Source organism: Photobacterium carnosum (genome assembly GCF_021236965.1).
GTDB classification, from domain to species: Bacteria; Pseudomonadota; Gammaproteobacteria; order Enterobacterales; family Vibrionaceae; genus Photobacterium; species Photobacterium carnosum.
Window position 1 is genome coordinate 321,272 of sequence record NZ_WMDN01000002.1, and the last position, 16,830, is coordinate 338,101.

General features: G+C 41.1%; 14 protein-coding genes. 5 read left to right on the plus strand and 9 right to left on the minus strand.

Annotation, left to right across the window (positions count from 1 at the left end; translation table 11 throughout):
- Positions 1-10 precede the first annotated feature (10 nt).
- The 6 genes from trpA to GLP24_RS03505 are packed head-to-tail and all read right to left on the minus strand — an operon-like array spanning position 11 to position 6,574.
- Positions 11-817 carry a tryptophan synthase subunit alpha gene (trpA, locus tag GLP24_RS03480; RefSeq protein ID WP_232615523.1) on the minus strand — a complete coding sequence of 269 codons (807 nt, stop codon included), beginning with the start codon at positions 815-817 and terminating at the stop codon, positions 11-13.
- Positions 817-2,007, minus strand: a complete 1,191-nt coding sequence (trpB, locus tag GLP24_RS03485) for a tryptophan synthase subunit beta (RefSeq protein WP_101767091.1) — start codon at positions 2,005-2,007, stop codon at positions 817-819. The genes trpA and trpB overlap by 1 nt, the downstream gene beginning before the upstream one ends.
- Before the next feature lie 2 nt (positions 2,008-2,009).
- Entirely contained in the window at positions 2,010-3,410 is a 1,401-nt protein-coding gene (trpCF, locus tag GLP24_RS03490) for a bifunctional indole-3-glycerol-phosphate synthase TrpC/phosphoribosylanthranilate isomerase TrpF (protein WP_232615524.1), read from the minus strand.
- A 2-nt stretch (positions 3,411-3,412) separates the two neighbouring features.
- Positions 3,413-4,423, minus strand: a complete 1,011-nt coding sequence (gene trpD, locus GLP24_RS03495; RefSeq protein ID WP_232615525.1) for an anthranilate phosphoribosyltransferase — start codon at positions 4,421-4,423, stop codon at positions 3,413-3,415.
- An 8-nt stretch (positions 4,424-4,431) separates the two neighbouring features.
- Positions 4,432-5,061: an aminodeoxychorismate/anthranilate synthase component II gene (locus GLP24_RS03500; RefSeq protein ID WP_221942668.1), complete on the minus strand. Its 630-nt coding sequence runs from the start codon at positions 5,059-5,061 to the stop codon at positions 4,432-4,434.
- Positions 5,062-5,071: 10 nt separating this feature from the next.
- On the minus strand, positions 5,072-6,574 hold the full coding sequence (locus GLP24_RS03505) for an anthranilate synthase component 1 (protein WP_232615533.1): 1,503 nt from the start codon (positions 6,572-6,574) through the stop codon (positions 5,072-5,074).
- A gap of 583 nt (positions 6,575-7,157) precedes the next feature.
- Here GLP24_RS03505 and rnm point away from each other — a divergent pair.
- From rnm to rluB, 3 genes are all read left to right on the plus strand, one after another.
- A complete protein-coding gene (gene rnm / locus GLP24_RS03510; protein WP_232577118.1) occupies positions 7,158-8,051 on the plus strand; it encodes an RNase RNM in 894 nt (297 codons plus the stop codon).
- Positions 8,048-8,668, plus strand: coding sequence for an L-threonylcarbamoyladenylate synthase (locus tag GLP24_RS03515; protein ID WP_101767086.1), 621 nt, complete (start codon positions 8,048-8,050; stop codon positions 8,666-8,668). Before rnm ends, GLP24_RS03515 begins: the two co-directional genes overlap by 4 nt.
- Positions 8,669-8,970: 302 nt before the next feature.
- Complete coding sequence (gene rluB, locus GLP24_RS03520; RefSeq protein WP_101767085.1) at positions 8,971-10,146, plus strand: 23S rRNA pseudouridine(2605) synthase RluB; 1,176 nt, start codon at positions 8,971-8,973, stop codon at positions 10,144-10,146.
- Between the two features lie 102 nt (positions 10,147-10,248).
- On the opposite strand, the gene GLP24_RS03525 is transcribed toward rluB, so the two are convergent.
- Complete coding sequence (locus GLP24_RS03525) at positions 10,249-11,019, minus strand: YciK family oxidoreductase (RefSeq protein WP_232574849.1); 771 nt, start codon at positions 11,017-11,019, stop codon at positions 10,249-10,251.
- A 265-nt stretch (positions 11,020-11,284) separates the two neighbouring features.
- On the opposite strand from GLP24_RS03525, the gene sohB reads away from it, so the two are divergent.
- Complete coding sequence (gene sohB, locus GLP24_RS03530) at positions 11,285-12,346, plus strand: protease SohB (RefSeq protein WP_101767083.1); 1,062 nt, start codon at positions 11,285-11,287, stop codon at positions 12,344-12,346.
- Positions 12,347-12,402: 56 nt separating this feature from the next.
- On the opposite strand, the gene GLP24_RS03535 is transcribed toward sohB, so the two are convergent.
- A complete protein-coding gene (locus GLP24_RS03535) occupies positions 12,403-12,660 on the minus strand; it encodes a DUF2498 family protein (RefSeq protein ID WP_101767082.1) in 258 nt (85 codons plus the stop codon).
- A gap of 616 nt (positions 12,661-13,276) precedes the next feature.
- Here GLP24_RS03535 and topA point away from each other — a divergent pair.
- Complete coding sequence (gene topA / locus GLP24_RS03540) at positions 13,277-15,928, plus strand: type I DNA topoisomerase (protein WP_232600030.1); 2,652 nt, start codon at positions 13,277-13,279, stop codon at positions 15,926-15,928.
- A gap of 74 nt (positions 15,929-16,002) precedes the next feature.
- Here topA and miaE read toward each other — a convergent pair whose 3' ends face one another.
- Entirely contained in the window at positions 16,003-16,806 is an 804-nt protein-coding gene (gene miaE / locus GLP24_RS03545; protein WP_232615534.1) for a tRNA isopentenyl-2-thiomethyl-A-37 hydroxylase MiaE, read from the minus strand.
- Positions 16,807-16,830 lie beyond the last annotated feature (24 nt).

A 16,830-nucleotide genomic window follows, 5' to 3' on the forward strand; every position in this document is an offset into this window, starting at 1 on the left:
TATTGTTTAATCAGCGAAGTGTGGCTGACTTCATCGTACAGATAAAATCGCTTAATTTCTGCAGCATAACGGGATGATCATTGCGGTTGTGTTCGATAATATTAACGACGGCTGAACCTGAAATCACGCCTGCAGCACCAGCACTTACGGCGGCTTTAACTTGTTCTGGGGTTGAAATACCAAAACCGAGTAACGCAGGTGGCGCATTATGAGCTTTTAATGCGGCTAATAATGGCTCAATCGGCATTTCTGCTTTCGTTTCCGCACTTGTGACGCCAGCGCGTGAAAGTAGGTAAGTATAACCACCGCTAAGCTCTGAGACTGTTTTTAAGGTTGCAGCATCAGCATTAGGTGGCGCGATAAAGATAGGGTGAATCCCCTGAGCTTCTGCTGCAACTCTAAATTCAAGTGACACATTAACAGGTACATCAGCAATTAATACTGAGTCAACTCCAGCATCAGCACAACGACGATAAAAATTATCAATACCTGTCGCAAACACTAAATTGGCATACATCAGTAATCCAATCGGTAATTGAGGATATTTAGCGCGAATCTGAGTGAGCATTTCAAAACAAACAATGGGGGTGGTTTGGGCTGCAAGAGCTCGAATATTGGCCCCTTGAATCGTTGGGCCATCAGCTAAAGGATCTGAAAAAGGGATCCCCAACTCTAAGGCATCAGCCCCTGCGGCAACTAAAGTATCAATAATATCCATTGAGCGTTGTGGCGTTGGATCACCAAGGGTAACAAAAGGGACAAATGCACCTTCATTACGGGCACTAAGTTGAGTAAATAAATTGTGGTAGCGATCCATTATAAAACTCCTTTTGCCGTTAAAATATCGTGCACAGTGAAAATGTCTTTATCACCTCGGCCTGAAAGGTTAACCACCAATAATTGTTCTTTTTCAGGTTCATCTGCAATTATTTTTAGTGCATAAGCCAATGCATGTGCAGATTCAAGTGCTGGAATAATGCCTTCTTTACGGGCTAATAGTTGAAATGCATCTAATGCTTCATCGTCGGTAACAGCACCGTATTCTGCACGACCAATCGCATTAAGATGCGCGTGTTGTGGGCCAACAGAAGGAAAATCTAACCCTGCTGAAATTGAATATGACTCTTCAACCTGACCATGTTCATCTTGCATTAGCGGTGCTTTCATACCAAAGAAAATACCGATTTTTCCGTGTTTCAATGGCGCGCCATGCATGTTGGTATCTAACCCTTTTCCAGCAGGCTCAACGCCAATTAAACGGACACTACTTTCTTCGATAAAATCAGCGAACATACCAATTGCATTTGATCCGCCACCGACACAAGCAATAACCGCATCGGGCAAACGGCCTTCTTTTGCAATAATTTGGGTTTTTGTTTCTTCACCAATGATTTTTTGAAATTCACGCACGATGGTTGGGAATGGGTGAGGACCGGCGGCAGTTCCTAATAGATAATGGGCTTTGTCATAGCTAGCAGACCAATCGCGCATCGCTTCATTACATGCATCTTTTAAGGTTGCTGAACCTGACGTTACAGGAATAACCGTTGCGCCCATTAATTTCATTCTAAAAACATTAGGACTTTGACGTTCAATATCTTTCGCGCCCATATAGATGCGACACTTTAACCCGAGTAAAGCACACGCTAATGCTGTAGCAACCCCGTGTTGACCCGCGCCTGTTTCTGCGATGATTTCAGTTTTACCCATACGCAGTGCCAGTAATGCTTGGCCCAATACTTGATTAGTTTTATGCGCGCCACCATGAAGAAGATCTTCACGTTTTAAATAAAGCTTGGTCTTTGTGCCTTGCGTTAAATTTTGGCATAACGTTAACGCTGTTGGTCGTCCTGCATAGTCTTTTAATAACGTTATAAATTGCAGCTGAAAGTCGGGATCTTGTTGAGCTTCAATAAAAGCATCTTCAAGTTGGTCTAAGGCTGGTACTAGAATTTGAGGGACATATTGACCACCAAATTCACCAAAGTAGGCATTCAATTTACTCATGATTATTTATTGTCCTTAATATGTTTGATTGCCGTAAAGGCTGCCGCTAATTTATGGGGATCTTTTTTACCCGGGGCACTCTCTACACCGGAATTTAAATCTAAGCCGCTAAAACCAAGCGAGGCGGCATGGTGTACATTATCTGGGTTGAGCCCACCAGCAAGTAAGCTGTTTGATCTATTTTCTGGTGTAATTAAAGACCAATCAAAGGTGATACCTGTGCCTCCACTTTTGCCTTCAGTTTTACTGTCAAATAGGTGCTTGTCGACTGACCATTGAGTAAGATCAGGTACGCTGTCAGTGATGGCGTGGGCTTTCCATATTTGGCAGTTAACCGGTAATTGTTCACGTAATTGCGCAATATATTGTGGTGATTCATTACCGTGTAATTGCACTGCCGCTAAGGCTAAAGTTGTTGCTGTCGTCACAATGTCTGTCAATGGGCTGTTTTGAAATACACCGACAAAATTAAGTGGAACGGAGGTGGTAACCGCTAAAGCGTGGTCGAGATCAATAGCTCGTGGTGATGATGGTACGAAAATCAAACCCCCATAGGTTGCCCCTTGTTGATAAGCCTGATGAGCATCTTCATTTGAGGTTAACCCGCAAACCTTATGTTCACCAAATAAGACTTTTCGAACCGCTAAATCAAGGTTATCAGCTGCCATTAATGAACTACCAATTAAAAAACCATTGGCATAAGGCGAGAGTTCACGTACTTGCTGGTGGGTATAAATCCCTGACTCAGAAATAACAATTGTGCCTTTAGGTAAATCGGGCGCGAGCTGTTTAGTTCGATTTAGATCAATACTTAAATCGCGTAAATTACGGTTGTTAATACCGACGACTTTTGCCTTGAGTGTGATGGCGCGCGTGAGTTCAGCTTCATTACTTACTTCGGTTAAAATACCGAGTTGGAGTGATTCAGCCACAGCGGCAAGCGTTTGGTATTGTTCATCATCCAGTACAGATAACATCAATAAAATCGCATCTGCTTGATAATGACGCGCCAAATAAACTTGGTAGCTATCAATCATAAAGTCTTTACATAATACTGGTTGGGTAACTTGGCTGCGTACCTTCGGTAAAAACTCAACATTGCCTTGAAAATATTTCTCGTCAGTTAATACTGAAATGGCACTGGCGTATTGGTTGTAAACCGTCGCGATATAATCTAAGTCGAAATTTTCTCTGATTAAGCCTTTTGATGGTGATGCCTTTTTACATTCAAGAATAAAAGCAGGGCGATGGCACCCATGTTGATCTGTATTGGTAAGTGCGTGGTAGAAATCACGATCGCTAGGCGTAAGCTGGTGGCGAAAACTGGCGAGTGGTTGCGCTTCTTTGCGGGCGTCGACCCAGATTTTTTTATCCGCGATAATTTTAGCAAGGACTGTTTCCATGATTAACCTCGTGCTGCCAGTTGTTCTACAAGTTGATACGCGTTACCTGAACGCATGATGGTGATTGCGCGTTGAGTATTTGCTTTAAGATCCTGATGGCCAAAAAGGCGCAATAAGAGTGCAACATTAACAGCGATGGCACCTTCTTGAGCGGGTGTTCCTTTACCCGTTAGAATATGTTTAATGAGGGTACAGTTCTCATCAGGCTCACCGCCACGAATAGCTTCTAAAGGATAGCTTTTGAGCCCAAAGTCAGCCGGAGTAAGAGTATATTCGGTGATCACCCCATCAATAATTTCAGCTACATGGGTTTCACCATGAATGGCAACTTCATCAAGTCCGCTACCATGTACCACCGCAGCACGTTTTAATCCCATTGTTGCTAAGGTTTCAGCAATAGGGAGAACCAAAGCGATATCATAAACCCCCATTAATTGAATATTAGGTTTGGCAGGGTTAATTAATGGGCCTAAGACATTAAAAATAGTGCGCGTTTGTAATGTTTGTCGTACCGGCATCGCATGACGTACGCCACCGTGATATTCAGGCGCAAATAGAAAACAGATCCCGAGCTCATCTAATGCTTGGCGTGCTGTTTGGGCTGGCATGGCTAAATTAATCCCAAATTTATCTAATAAATCGGATGATCCTGATTTGCTTGATACGCCACGGTTGCCATGTTTAGCCACTTTTACACCACAGGCAGCAGCGACAAAGGCGGCGGTAGTAGAAATGTTGATGGTATTAGCGCCATCGCCACCCGTGCCAACAATATCTGCGAAATCATAATCTGGGCGGGGGAAAGGGCTGGCATTTTTAACCAGTGCTTTAGCTGCACCTGCAATCTCTGCGGGGGTTTCACCTTTAATTTTTAATGCTGTTAATACGGCTGATAATACAATCGGCTCAACATCACCGTTGATGATCGCATCAAAGAGAACATGGCTTTCTTCTTCGCTCAAGGGGTGCTGGGCGTAGAGTTTATCGGCGAGTTTAGCAATAGTAGCGTTCATCATCTTCCTTAATGGGTATTTAGGCATGTGGTGGGTGCTTTGATAACCCAAGCCAGTGTATGAGTAAGTAGTTCCGCGCCTTGAGTGGTGAGGATAGATTCAGGATGAAATTGAAAGCCGCAGACTTTATCGTGTTCATTAACAACCGCCATCACTAATCCATTCACCTCAGCAATCGTTTCAAGGCTCGCAGGAACATGGGTTGCGACCAAAGAATGATAACGGGCGACAGTAAGTGGGCTGGCAAGTTGACCAAAAACAGGGTGCTGGTTATGGGTCATCATTGCCGCTTTACCATGTACGATATCGCCAGCGCCGGCAACGGTGCCTCCATAAGCTTCAACAATCGCTTGATGACCCAGACAAATACCCAACATTGGGATTTTGCCTTTGATGCGTTGAATTAGTTCAGGCATGCATCCGGCATCAGCTGGTGCGCCAGGGCCTGGTGATAACACTAATACCGGGTTTTTATGTTCAAGTAATGCGTGTTCGATTTGTTGCGCTGATAAATTATTACGATAAATCGTGACGGGAAAACCCAGACTTCGAAATTGATCAACAAGGTTGTAAGTAAAGGAATCAAAGTTATCTAACAGCACAATATGGGCATTATGGTGATTTTTCGTGATGGTCATCTTGTGCTCCTTAACCTTGATGGGCGTGACGAATGGCATTGATTACCGCTTGTGCTTTCGATTTGGTTTCATCTGTTTCAGCTTGTGGTATGGAGTCATAAACCACCCCTGCACCTGCTTGAACACTGGCGATACCGTTTTCGACATAAGCGGAACGGATCACAATGCAGGTATCCATATCCCCATGCCCTGTAATATAACCAACCGCACCGCCATAGCTTCCACGGCGACGTTGTTCAACTTCACGGATAAGTTGCATGGCTCTAATTTTAGGTGCGCCCGTTAAGGTACCCATGTTCATACAAGCTTGATAAGCGTGCAGGGCATCAAGATCATGGCGTAGTTGACCCACGACTCGTGACACTAAATGCATCACATGGCTATAACGATCAACATGTAATAAATCAGCTACGTGGCGGCTTCCTGCTTGGCTAATACGGGCGACATCATTACGGGCTAAATCAACCAGCATCATATGTTCAGCATTTTCTTTGGTGTCACAGCGAAGTTCTAGTTCGATACGCGTATCGAGATCGAGATTAATTGAACCATCCTTGTTTTTACCGCGCTGACGTGTACCTGCAATTGGATAAATTTCAACTTGGTTAGATTGGGTACAATATTTCAATGCACTCTCTGGCGAGGCACCAAATAAGGTAAAGTCAGTATCATGCAGATAAAACATATATGGACTTGGGTTACCAATCTTCAATGCTTTATACGCGTTAAGCGGCGAGGGACACGGCAGCTTAAATTGTCGAGATGGCACAACTTGAAACACATCACCTCGAATAACAAATTGTTTTAGGGCGGCAACGGTTTGGCTGAAGTCATGATCCGTTATCGTTGGAACGGGTACACAAGCGGTGATAGCGGGTGCAACGGGTAATGACTGAGGATTAAGACAACGGGTTTTAAGTGTGACTAAACGGTGTTGAAGATCATCAGCAATTGACGGGGTATCATGCTCAAACAAGGTTGCTTGTAAGTGTGCTTGTTGGTGTTGATGATCGATAATCAACAATGTTTCAGCGATATAGAAAATATAATCAGGACAGCTATTATCCGCATCAACGGCGATAAGTGGTTCAAAGTCTGCCACTAAATCATAAGCAAATAAGCCACCAATGAATAATGCATCGCGAGGATGGTTTTTGGTATCAAAGGCATGTTGAATCAGTCGTAATGCATCAAAAGATGAGGTTTGGCGTAGGCGAGAGTCTTCATCTAACGTCTGAACATGGGTTGGAAAATGTAAGCGCAGCGTATCAGCACTATAGGTCGCTTTAATATCAGACTTGAGATGGCTGTTGAGAACATGCAGGATGCGTTGACCATTGTCAGACAGAGCTTCTAATATAACCTTTTTGCCACGACAAACTATCCGCACGGCGGCATCAATCAATAATAAGCTTTTAAGATCTTGTTTCGAATTGACTTCAGCTGATTCTAATAATAGATGGCAAGGGCTATCACCACACAGTGTAAAATAAGCATCAGTAGGGTCAGCCATATAAGGTACATCGAGGTTAAGTACCTTAATTTGATGTTGATTTTCTGGTGTTGTGTTATCGATATGCGATCCAATAGAGTGAGTTGTCACAGCGTTCTCCCTGTCGTTTGTACTAATGCGATCCTGCTTTTATTATTCGATAGTGGCGTAAACTGATCATTTGAGCAAGATTAGTTTTTTACTTTTACTGATAATTTTTAACAAAATACCTTGTGATATTTTATTTTAGTCAAATTGATAATAATCAATATGTTGGGTAATTATTACTCATGTTGTTATGACTAAAAAAAGTCTTATATAATGACGGGCTTGAGTAAAAGTACCAAATGTTACTGTCTTTTACTATTTCTGTAACATTGCTTGCCATTCGTAAATAATCAAGAAAGGCGGTCGTTGGATACTAATTTGCTGTAACATGACGTTATCTTATTTTGCCTGTTTCTATATCCTAGGTTCATTGAGGTATATAAGAGTGAATAGGTTTAAACTAGCTTAAAGTAGCAGTTAGAAAAATAATAATAACTGCCTCAGTAATCGCGTACTAGTAAACTAGTTCATTAAAACAAAGTCAAGAAGTAAAGTTATGTTGTTTGATCTACATTGTCATACTACAGCGTCAGACGGCCGCTTATCGCCGCAAGATCTTGTTCGCCGTGCTGTTGAAAAGCGGGTTGATGTGTTGGCAATTACTGACCACGATACGATTAATGGGCTTGCACAAGCTCATGCGGTTATCGAACAAGAGCAATTACCAATTACATTAATTAATGGTATTGAGATATCAACGGTGTGGCAAAATTTTGATATTCATATCGTTGGGCTTAATATAGACCCCAATCATCCTGAGTTAATTTCATTTATTAGCGCTCAAGCTGCGCATCGGCTTGAACGAGCAAAAGAGATTGGCGCACGGTTAGAAAAAAACAAAATGCCAGGTGCTTTTGAAGGTGCGATGGCATTAGCGGGCGACGCGTCGATTACGCGTGCGCATTTTGCTCGTTGGTTAGTTGAACAAGGTTATGCCAAAACCATGCAAGCGGTGTTTAAGAAATTCTTAACCCGAGGTAATCCCGGTTATGTACCACCAAGTTGGTGCTCAATTGCTGATGCAGTGACCGTGATCCATGCTGCTGGTGGTCAAGCTGTTATTGCTCATCCCGGTCGTTATCAAATGACGGCAAAATGGATAAAGCGCTTAATTCAGCACTTTATTGAAGCAGAAGGCGATGGCATTGAAGTTGCTCAGCCTCAACAAGCACCGCAAGAACGACGTACCTTTGGGGATTACGCCATCGAATATAATTTACTCGCTTCGCAAGGGTCTGATTTTCATTATCCATCACCATGGACCGAATTAGGCCGTAATTTGTGGTTACCTAAAGATGTAGTGCCGCTATGGCAAGATTGGACGGTAGAGAAAAAGCGAGTAGAGGTAGAAATAACTGCAGAGTTATCTGCCTCGAAGGAGGATAAATGAGTCAATTTTTTTATGTGCATCCAGAAACACCTCAAGCAAGGCTGATAACTCAAGCTGTTGATATTATTAAAAATGGTGGTGTTGTTGTTTATCCTACCGACTCAGGTTATGCCTTGGGTTGTCAAATGGAAAACAAACAAGCGCTTGAGCGTATTTGTCAAATACGACGTTTAAACGATAAGCATAATTTCACGTTATTATGCCGTGATTTATCTGAGTTATCGCTTTATACCCGAGTTGATAATATCGCGTTTCGTTTATTGCGAAATAATACCCCTGGTGCTTATACTTTTATTTTTAAAGGTACCAAAGAAGTACCACGTCGATTAATGAACGCTAAGCGTAAAACGATTGGTATTCGTGTTCCCGATAATAATATTGCTTTAGCGTTGCTTGAAGCATTGGGTGAACCGATGATGTCGACCAGTTTGATTTTACCGGGTAAAGAGACCACAGAAGCGGATCCCGATGAAATCCGTGATCAATTAGAACATGCTGTCGATTTGATTATGCACGGCGGTTATCTTAGCGAACAACCAACGACGGTTATTGATTTTAGTGACGGCAATATTGATATTGTACGTATTGGCGCTGGTGATATTACGCCTTTTGAATAAAACCGTTTAATTTGTGTAGTAATTATATTGTTGTTATATGTGTTTTTATAAACGTATCATGTTGTTTATGATACGTTTTTTTTATCGCTATTTTTATGGTAAATAATCGTTATATTTGCGATAATAATCGGCTACATATCTAGCATGATAGATTATCGCGTTAGAATCCAAATTATTGCTATTCGCATCAATCACCCCATGTCACTTTCTTTTTAAAGCAATTCTTGCTACTAGAACGTATCAATTGGTGGTTTTTTGATGAGAATTTCGACGCCTGTGAAGGCGACAAAGGTTTATTTACAATGAGCGAAAAATTACAAAAAGTACTAGCGCGTGCTGGTCAAGGTTCTCGTCGTGAAATTGAATTAATGATTCAAAACGGCCGTGTTAGTGTTGATGGTGTTGTTGCTACACTGGGTGATCGTCTTGAAGATCTTAGTGTTAATGTTCGTATTGATGGTAATAACATTACATTAATTTCATCAGATGAAGAAATTTGTCGCATTTTGGCTTATAACAAGCCTGAAGGTGAGCTATGTACTCGTCATGATCCTGAAGGTCGTCGTACTGTTTTCGATCGTCTACCACGTCTAACAACAGGCCGTTGGGTTTCTGTTGGTCGTTTAGATGCGAACACATCAGGTCTGTTACTTTTCACCACCGATGGTGAATTGGCTAACCGTTTAATGCACCCAAGCCGTACTGTTGAACGTGAATACATGGTACGTGTATTTGGTGAAGTAAACGAACAGATGATAAAAAATGTCGTTAAAGGTGTTGAGCTAGAAGACGGCGTGGCACGTTTTGAAGATGTTGTTTATTCTGGCGGTGAAGGTATGAATCATACTTTCTACGTTATGATCACTGAAGGCCGTAACCGAGAAGTACGTCGTTTATGGGATTCACAAGGTGTAACCGTTAGCCGTTTGAAACGTGTTCGTTATGGTGATGTTTACTTAACTAAAGATATGCCTCGTGGTGGTTGGAGCGAGCTTGAATTAAAAGAAGTAAATGAACTGCGTACAGCAGTAGAATTGCCACCTGAAACTGAAACGTTATTAACCGTTGAAGGTCAGAAGCGTAAGAAAGGTATTCGTCAGATTCGTCGTGCTGTTCGTCGTCATGAAGAGCGTGTTGATACAACGGGTCCTAGCGGTCGTCGCGGTCGTAATAATGACCGTCGTGCACCATCAAGTGCAAGCCGTAATACTGAGGTTGATTCACAACAACAAGAGCAACGTGGTGGCCGTGGTCGAATTAAACCAGCACCTACTCGTGATAATACTAAACCACGTTCAGATCGTGCTCAAAGCAAACCTGTGCACATTGCGGGTAAGCCACGAGATGATGAGAAGAAGCCTTATAATGCATCAGATAAACCACAAGGTGGATCTGGCAAGCGTAAGCCTTCAGGTAATGCGGCAAATCGTCGTAACCCGTTAGCGAATAAGCCCGTTAAGCCTCGTACACGTCAGTAATACTTAGACAGTATTAGTAAACGCATACAATGAATAGTAAAAAGCCGACAGTGATGTCGGCTTTTTTTATGGCTATTATTTACTGATTACAGCACAGAGTCATTATTCTTCTTCGCCACTGATACCTGGTTTACGTTGTGGCTGAGCATCAATACATTGCCCTGAAATATGACGGCTTTCAGGTCCCATTAAATATAAATAAAGTGGCATAATATCTTGCGGTGTTTTCAATAAACGTGGATCTTCAGCGGGAAAGGCTTGCGCTCGCATACTGGTGCGAGTGCCACCAGGATTAATGGCATTAACATTTACCGTTGTATCAGTAAGCTCATCCGCTAGTACTTGCATCATACCTTCTGTAGCAAATTTAGAAATAGCATACGTACCCCAAAATGCGCGTCCGCTGTGACCAACGGTTGATGAGGTAAAGATAATGCGCCCATCCGGTGACTGTTTGATTAATGGCAAAATTGCTTGGGTAAGTAACAATTGTGCTTTAACGTTAACTTGCATAACATCATCAAAAATTGCTTCTTCAATGTGCTCAAGTGGACTTAATGCGCCTAATAATCCCGCATTGTGTAGTACACCGTCTAAACGCCCAAATTGTTGCTGGATGGTGTTTGCCATATCAAGGTAGTGTTGTTTGGTAGCACCCATTAAATCTAAAGGAATAATCGCAGCTTGCTTATTGCCATTTTTTTCTATTTGATCGTAAACCGCTTCAAGTTTGGCAACGGTTCTTCCTAGTAGAAGCACAGTTGCACCATGAGCTGCATATTGGATTGCCGCTTCACGGCCGATACCATCACCAGCGCCTGTTACTAATATCACGCGATCTTTTAAATTGTTTGCAGCAATTTGATAATCCACAGTCGCTTCCTTTTGAAAAATGTCTTTTTGTCGTTATTTGACTGTTTTTTCGTCGAAGAACGTATCAAGTCTTGAGCTTGGCTGTAATATCGATTACTACTAAAACATATCAGAATTTACATTCTGAGAGAATGTACTTTTATTTGAATATCGTAACGGTGAATTTGATTTATTATAGCGATAAGTTGAGTTAATAACGGCGATAGTGATTACACATTTATAATAATTTATGGCATTTTTTCTTGCCAAAATAGAGGGTTGAATCTTGGAATTTTTGTTTGAATATGGTTTGTTTTTTGCCAAAATAGCGACAGTTGTGATTGCGATTGTTGGCGTATTGGTGTTAGCAAAAGCGTTAAATGGTCGCCATGGTTCACAAAAAGGTGAACTAGAAGTTATCGATTTAACTGAACAATATAAAGACACTATTGATCAGTTAGAATTACATTTATTTGATAAAGCACTGTTAAAAGCACGTGATAAAGCGGATAAAAAAACAGAGAAAGAGCAAGATAAAGCACGCCAAAATGAAATTAAACAAGCAGTAAAAAATGGCGATTTAACGACAACGCGTGATCCACGTTTATTCGTGATTGATTTTCATGGCAGTATTGATGCGCGTGAAGTGTCGTCATTGCGTCAAGAAATCAGTGCTATTTTAGCGATTGCAATTGAAGGCGATGAAGTATTGCTACGTTTAGAAACGGGTGGCGGTATGGTGCATGCTTATGGCTTGGCATCATCACAACTTGACCGTTTAAAAGCAGCAGGCATTACACTAACGATTGCTGTTGATAAAGTGGCTGCAAGTGGTGGTTATATGATGGCATGTGTTGCGGATAAAATTGTATCAGCACCGTTTGCTATCGTAGGTTCAATTGGTGTTATTGCACAGTTGCCTAATTTTAGTAAGGTATTGAAGAAAAACGATATTGAGTTTGAACAAATCACAGCGGGTGAGTTCAAACGTACGTTAACTATGTTTGGTGAAAACTCAGATAAAGCGCGTGAAAAATTCAAAGAAGAGATTGAAGAAACACACGGTCTATTTAAGCAATTTATTGCTGTTCACCGTCCTGAGCTTGATCTTAATAAAGTCGCAACAGGTGAGCATTGGTTTGGTCAACAAGCACTTGAATTAGGCTTAGTTGATCAAATTAGCACCAGTGATGATTTGATCACTGAAGCATGTAAAGTGCGTGAAGTGTTACAAGTTAAATATGTGCGTCGTAAGAAGTTAATCGAAAAACTATCAGGTGCTTCAAGTGAAGCTGCTGATACATTATTAATGAAGTGGGTTGCACGCGGTCAGCGTCCATTTATGTAATATGGTTCGTTTTGCTTAAATAAAATAAACCCGCATTTTATTGCGGGTTTTTTTACTTAAACAAGCAGTGTATTGAGTGTAAATTCAGGTGATAATTTATGCGCAAGAAATTTAAACATATTAAATACGGCGGTAGTTTTAGCTGTTGGTAAACCGTCATCATCGAGGAAATATTCACCTTTGAATATCAATACGCCATCTTTTTCTATGACAGATGTTGCGCGCATGCCGTCAACGTAATCTTGGTGATCTTGAATGACTTGGTTAGCGATCATTAATAGTTCATTGATTGAAATTTCAGCTTTATTAGCCATGATTAATACTCATCGATAGTAGAATGGATACAGTTTAAGTAAGTTGCTGCTAGAAAACAAATAACGGGATTGTTAATTGGTTAATATCTATTCAAATATGAGTAAGGATTTTACTAAAAAGAATCAATATTGTGATTAAATGCAAAAAAATTTAGTAAAACTGATCAAATAATTCTATATAGATGATAATGATGGTGTAGCGTTATATTCTTACTATAGTTATAAAGCATCAAAGTGGTTGTCCTGTAAGGTAAATTAGGATTTTATCACCTTGATAATCAGTACGTTGTAAGGGGCTAAAACGTAACGTGAAAAATATTTACAAATTAATAACAAGTGCGGAAGGTACAACCAAATAGACGAAATTAATTAAAAAGCAGTTGACCTTCTTGTTTTCTAGCCCAATATGTAAAGAGTATTTTACAAAAATGAAGTGCAATAATTAATTGTAAATATGTATCATTCTCAAATTGTAACTCATCATATTAATTCACTGCTCTTAGATATTTCGATCAGTGACTTAATGAGATTGGTCGAATGTTGTGGCGCTAATGATTAGCTAAGCAGTTATTTATATTTTTAGAATTAGCGAGCACGAGGACGTAATAGGGTCATTATGGGTAAATCTCTCGTTATCGTGGAGTCCCCTGCCAAGGCGAAAACAATCAATAAGTACTTGGGCAAGGATTTCATTGTAAAATCAAGCGTTGGTCACGTACGTGATTTACCAACGGGCGCCCGAAGTGGCGGTAAAAAAGCTGTGGCAACATCGACTAAAGGGTTGAGTGTTGAAGAAAAAGCGGCGATAAAACACAAGAAAGATCGTAAAGCGTTAATCAGCAAGATGGGTGTTGATCCCTATGATGATTGGAATGCGCATTACGAAATACTTCCTGGTAAAGAAAAAGTCGTTAGTGAACTTCAAAAATTAGCAGAAGATGCTGATTGTATTTATCTCGCAACGGATTTAGACCGCGAAGGAGAAGCCATTGCGTGGCACCTTCGTGAGATCATCGGCGGCGATGAATCACGCTACAAACGCGTTGTATTTAATGAAATTACTAAAAATGCGATTCAACAAGCGTTTGAACAACCTGGTGAGCTAAATATTGATGGTGTGAATGCACAACAAACACGTCGATTCCTCGACCGTGTTGTTGGTTTCATGGTATCACCACTATTGTGGAAAAAAGTTGCCCGTGGGCTATCTGCTGGTCGTGTACAATCAGTTGCGGTAAAACTGATTGTTGAGCGTGAGCATGAAATTAACGCGTTTGATCCTGAAGAGTTTTGGGATATTCATGCTGATACACTAACTGTAGGCAAAGATGCATTACGGTTAATGGTTGCGCAACAGGCGGGTAAAGCTTTCCGTCCTGAGAATAAAGTCGATACGATGGCAGCGCATGCGCTACTTGAAAAAGAAGCTTATAAAGTGATTGAGCGTGAAGATCGCCCAACCAGCAGTAAGCCATCAGCGCCTTATATCACCTCGACACTTCAACAGGCGGCAAGTACACGTTTAGGTTATGGTGTTAAGCGCACTATGGGCCTTGCACAGCGTCTGTATGAAGCGGGTTACATTACTTACATGCGTACTGACTCAACCAATCTTTCAAAAGAGGCCGTTGAAGCTGCTCGTGAGTTTATTGGTAATGAGTATGGTAATGAATATTTACCTGAAAATATCAATGTTTATGGCAATAAGAAAAATGCTCAAGAAGCGCACGAAGCCATTCGTCCTTCAAGTGTTGATGTGAAAGCTGAAAATTTAGAAGGCATGGATCAAGATGCAGTTAAGTTATATGACTTAATTTGGCGTCAATTTGTGTCTTGTCAGATGATGCCAGCAAAATACGATTCAAGTACGATCAACGTTAAAGCAGGTAATTTCTTGCTAAAAGCGAAAGGCCGTACATTACGTTTTGCAGGTTGGACATTAGTACAGCGCCCATCTGGTAAAAATGAAGATACAACATTGCCAGAAGTAAACGTTGGCGATGTCTTGAAGTTAGAACACGTTGAGTCTAAACAACATTTTACTAAGCCACCAGCTCGCTTTACAGAAGCAGCATTGGTTAAAGAACTTGAAAAGCGTGGTATTGGTCGACCATCAACATATGCATCGATTATTTCAACCATTCAAGATCGTGGTTATGTACGTGTTGATCAACGTCGATTCTATGCAGAAAAGATGGGTGAGATTGTTTCTGACCGCCTTGATAACAGTTTTCCTGATTTGATGGATTTTGATTTTACTGCCCGCATGGAAGGTAATCTTGATAAAATCGCTGAAGGTGAGAAAAACTGGAAGAAAGTACTCGATGAGTTCTTCTCTGATTTTACGACTGAGCTTCAAAAAGCGGAGTTAGATGAATCAGAAGGCGGTATGCAGCCTAACAATATCGTGCTAACTGACATTCAATGTCCAACATGTTCGCGTCCAATGGGTATTCGTACCGCATCAACTGGGGTATTCCTTGGTTGTTCTGGCTACGCATTGCCACCTAAAGAGCGTTGTAAAACAACGATCAATTTAGGCAGTGAAGAAGGCATTGTTAATGTTCTAGAGGAAGACGTTGAAACGGCAGCATTACGTGCCAAGAAACGTTGTCCTATTTGTAGCACAGCAATGGATGCTTACCTGATTGATCAAGATCGTAAACTTCACGTTTGTGGTAATAACCCAAGCTGTGATGGTTACATTGTTGAGAAAGGTGAGTTCAAGCTTAAAGGCTATGAAGGTCCGCTGATTGAATGCGACAAGTGTGGTTCTGATATGGAACTGAAGAACGGTCGTTTTGGTAAGTACATGGGGTGTACTAACGAAGAGTGTAAGAACACCCGTAAGATTCTAAAGAATGGCGAAGTTGCGCCACCAAAAGAAGATCCTGTACATTTACCTGAAATTCCATGTACACAAGATACTAATGCGTACTTTGTTTTACGTGATGGTGCGTCTGGTTTGTTCATGGCAGCGAGTACCTTCCCTAAATCACGTGAAACCCGTGCACCGTTAGTGGAAGAGCTTGTACGCTTTAAAGAACGTTTATCACCTAAGTTCTTATACTTAACTGACGCGCCAGTGGCTGATCCTGATGGTTTACCAACAGTGATTCGTTTCTCTCGTAAAACGAAAGAAAACTATGTGCGCTCAGAAATAGACGGTAAGCCAAGTGGTTGGACGGGTCTATTTGTGGACGGTAAGTGGGAAATTACCGATAAGCGTAAAAAGCCTAAAAAAGAAAAAGTAGCAGAAGAAGAGTAATTCATTATTCTGTGATTAAAAAAACCGCCAAATTTGGCGGTTTTTTTGTAGGTGCTACACGTGATCTTATGATTTTAAACACAAGCGTTGGTGGTGACAGGAAGACCACTGTGAAACCGGAATGTATCATCTGGCGTCATAATTAATTCTGCTTCTTTGTTACCAATTGCTCGAATACGATCGGCAATATTTGTTCCAGCGATTTTTTCAGCCAATGTCAGGTAATCTTGATAATGACGCGCTTCTGAACGTAATAATGAAATATAGAACTTTTTAAGTTCTGGATCTAAATAAGGAGCAAGTTTGGCGAATCGCTCACAAGAACGTGCTTCTATATATGCACCGACAATAAGCTTATCGATTAAGGTTGCTGGTTCATGAGTACGTACGGCTTTCATTAACCCTTTGGCATAACGTCCAGCATGAAGGTTGCTATAAGGGATACCACGCTTATCCATAATTTCTAACACTTGTTCAAAGTGATGAAATTCTTCTTTTATTAGCCGCACCATTTTATCGATCAATTCTTGGCCATGATAAAAATCACTGCGAGGCGTGAGTGGGGCGAGTAGGCCATTTTTCTTACTGTGAAAATGGGCTGTTGAGCGGTTATTTCCACTATAAACGAAATCTTCATAAGGTTTCGCCCATGCCATTAGTGCCTCACCACTTTGTTTATCGACGGCATATTTACGCACCATAAACATGGCCGTCTGACTTGCTTTAAGCTCACAATTACAATGATCGACCAATAATGGGATCAGATTTTCAGGTTTAATAGCTTCCTTGATCCAGCTATCAGGGGTGCCACATTGAAGAAATTGATTGATAGGTTTAAGTAATTCATTAACCATGTGTTGAGTGCTATCGATATTCATAAGGCATATCTTTTTTATTGTTAT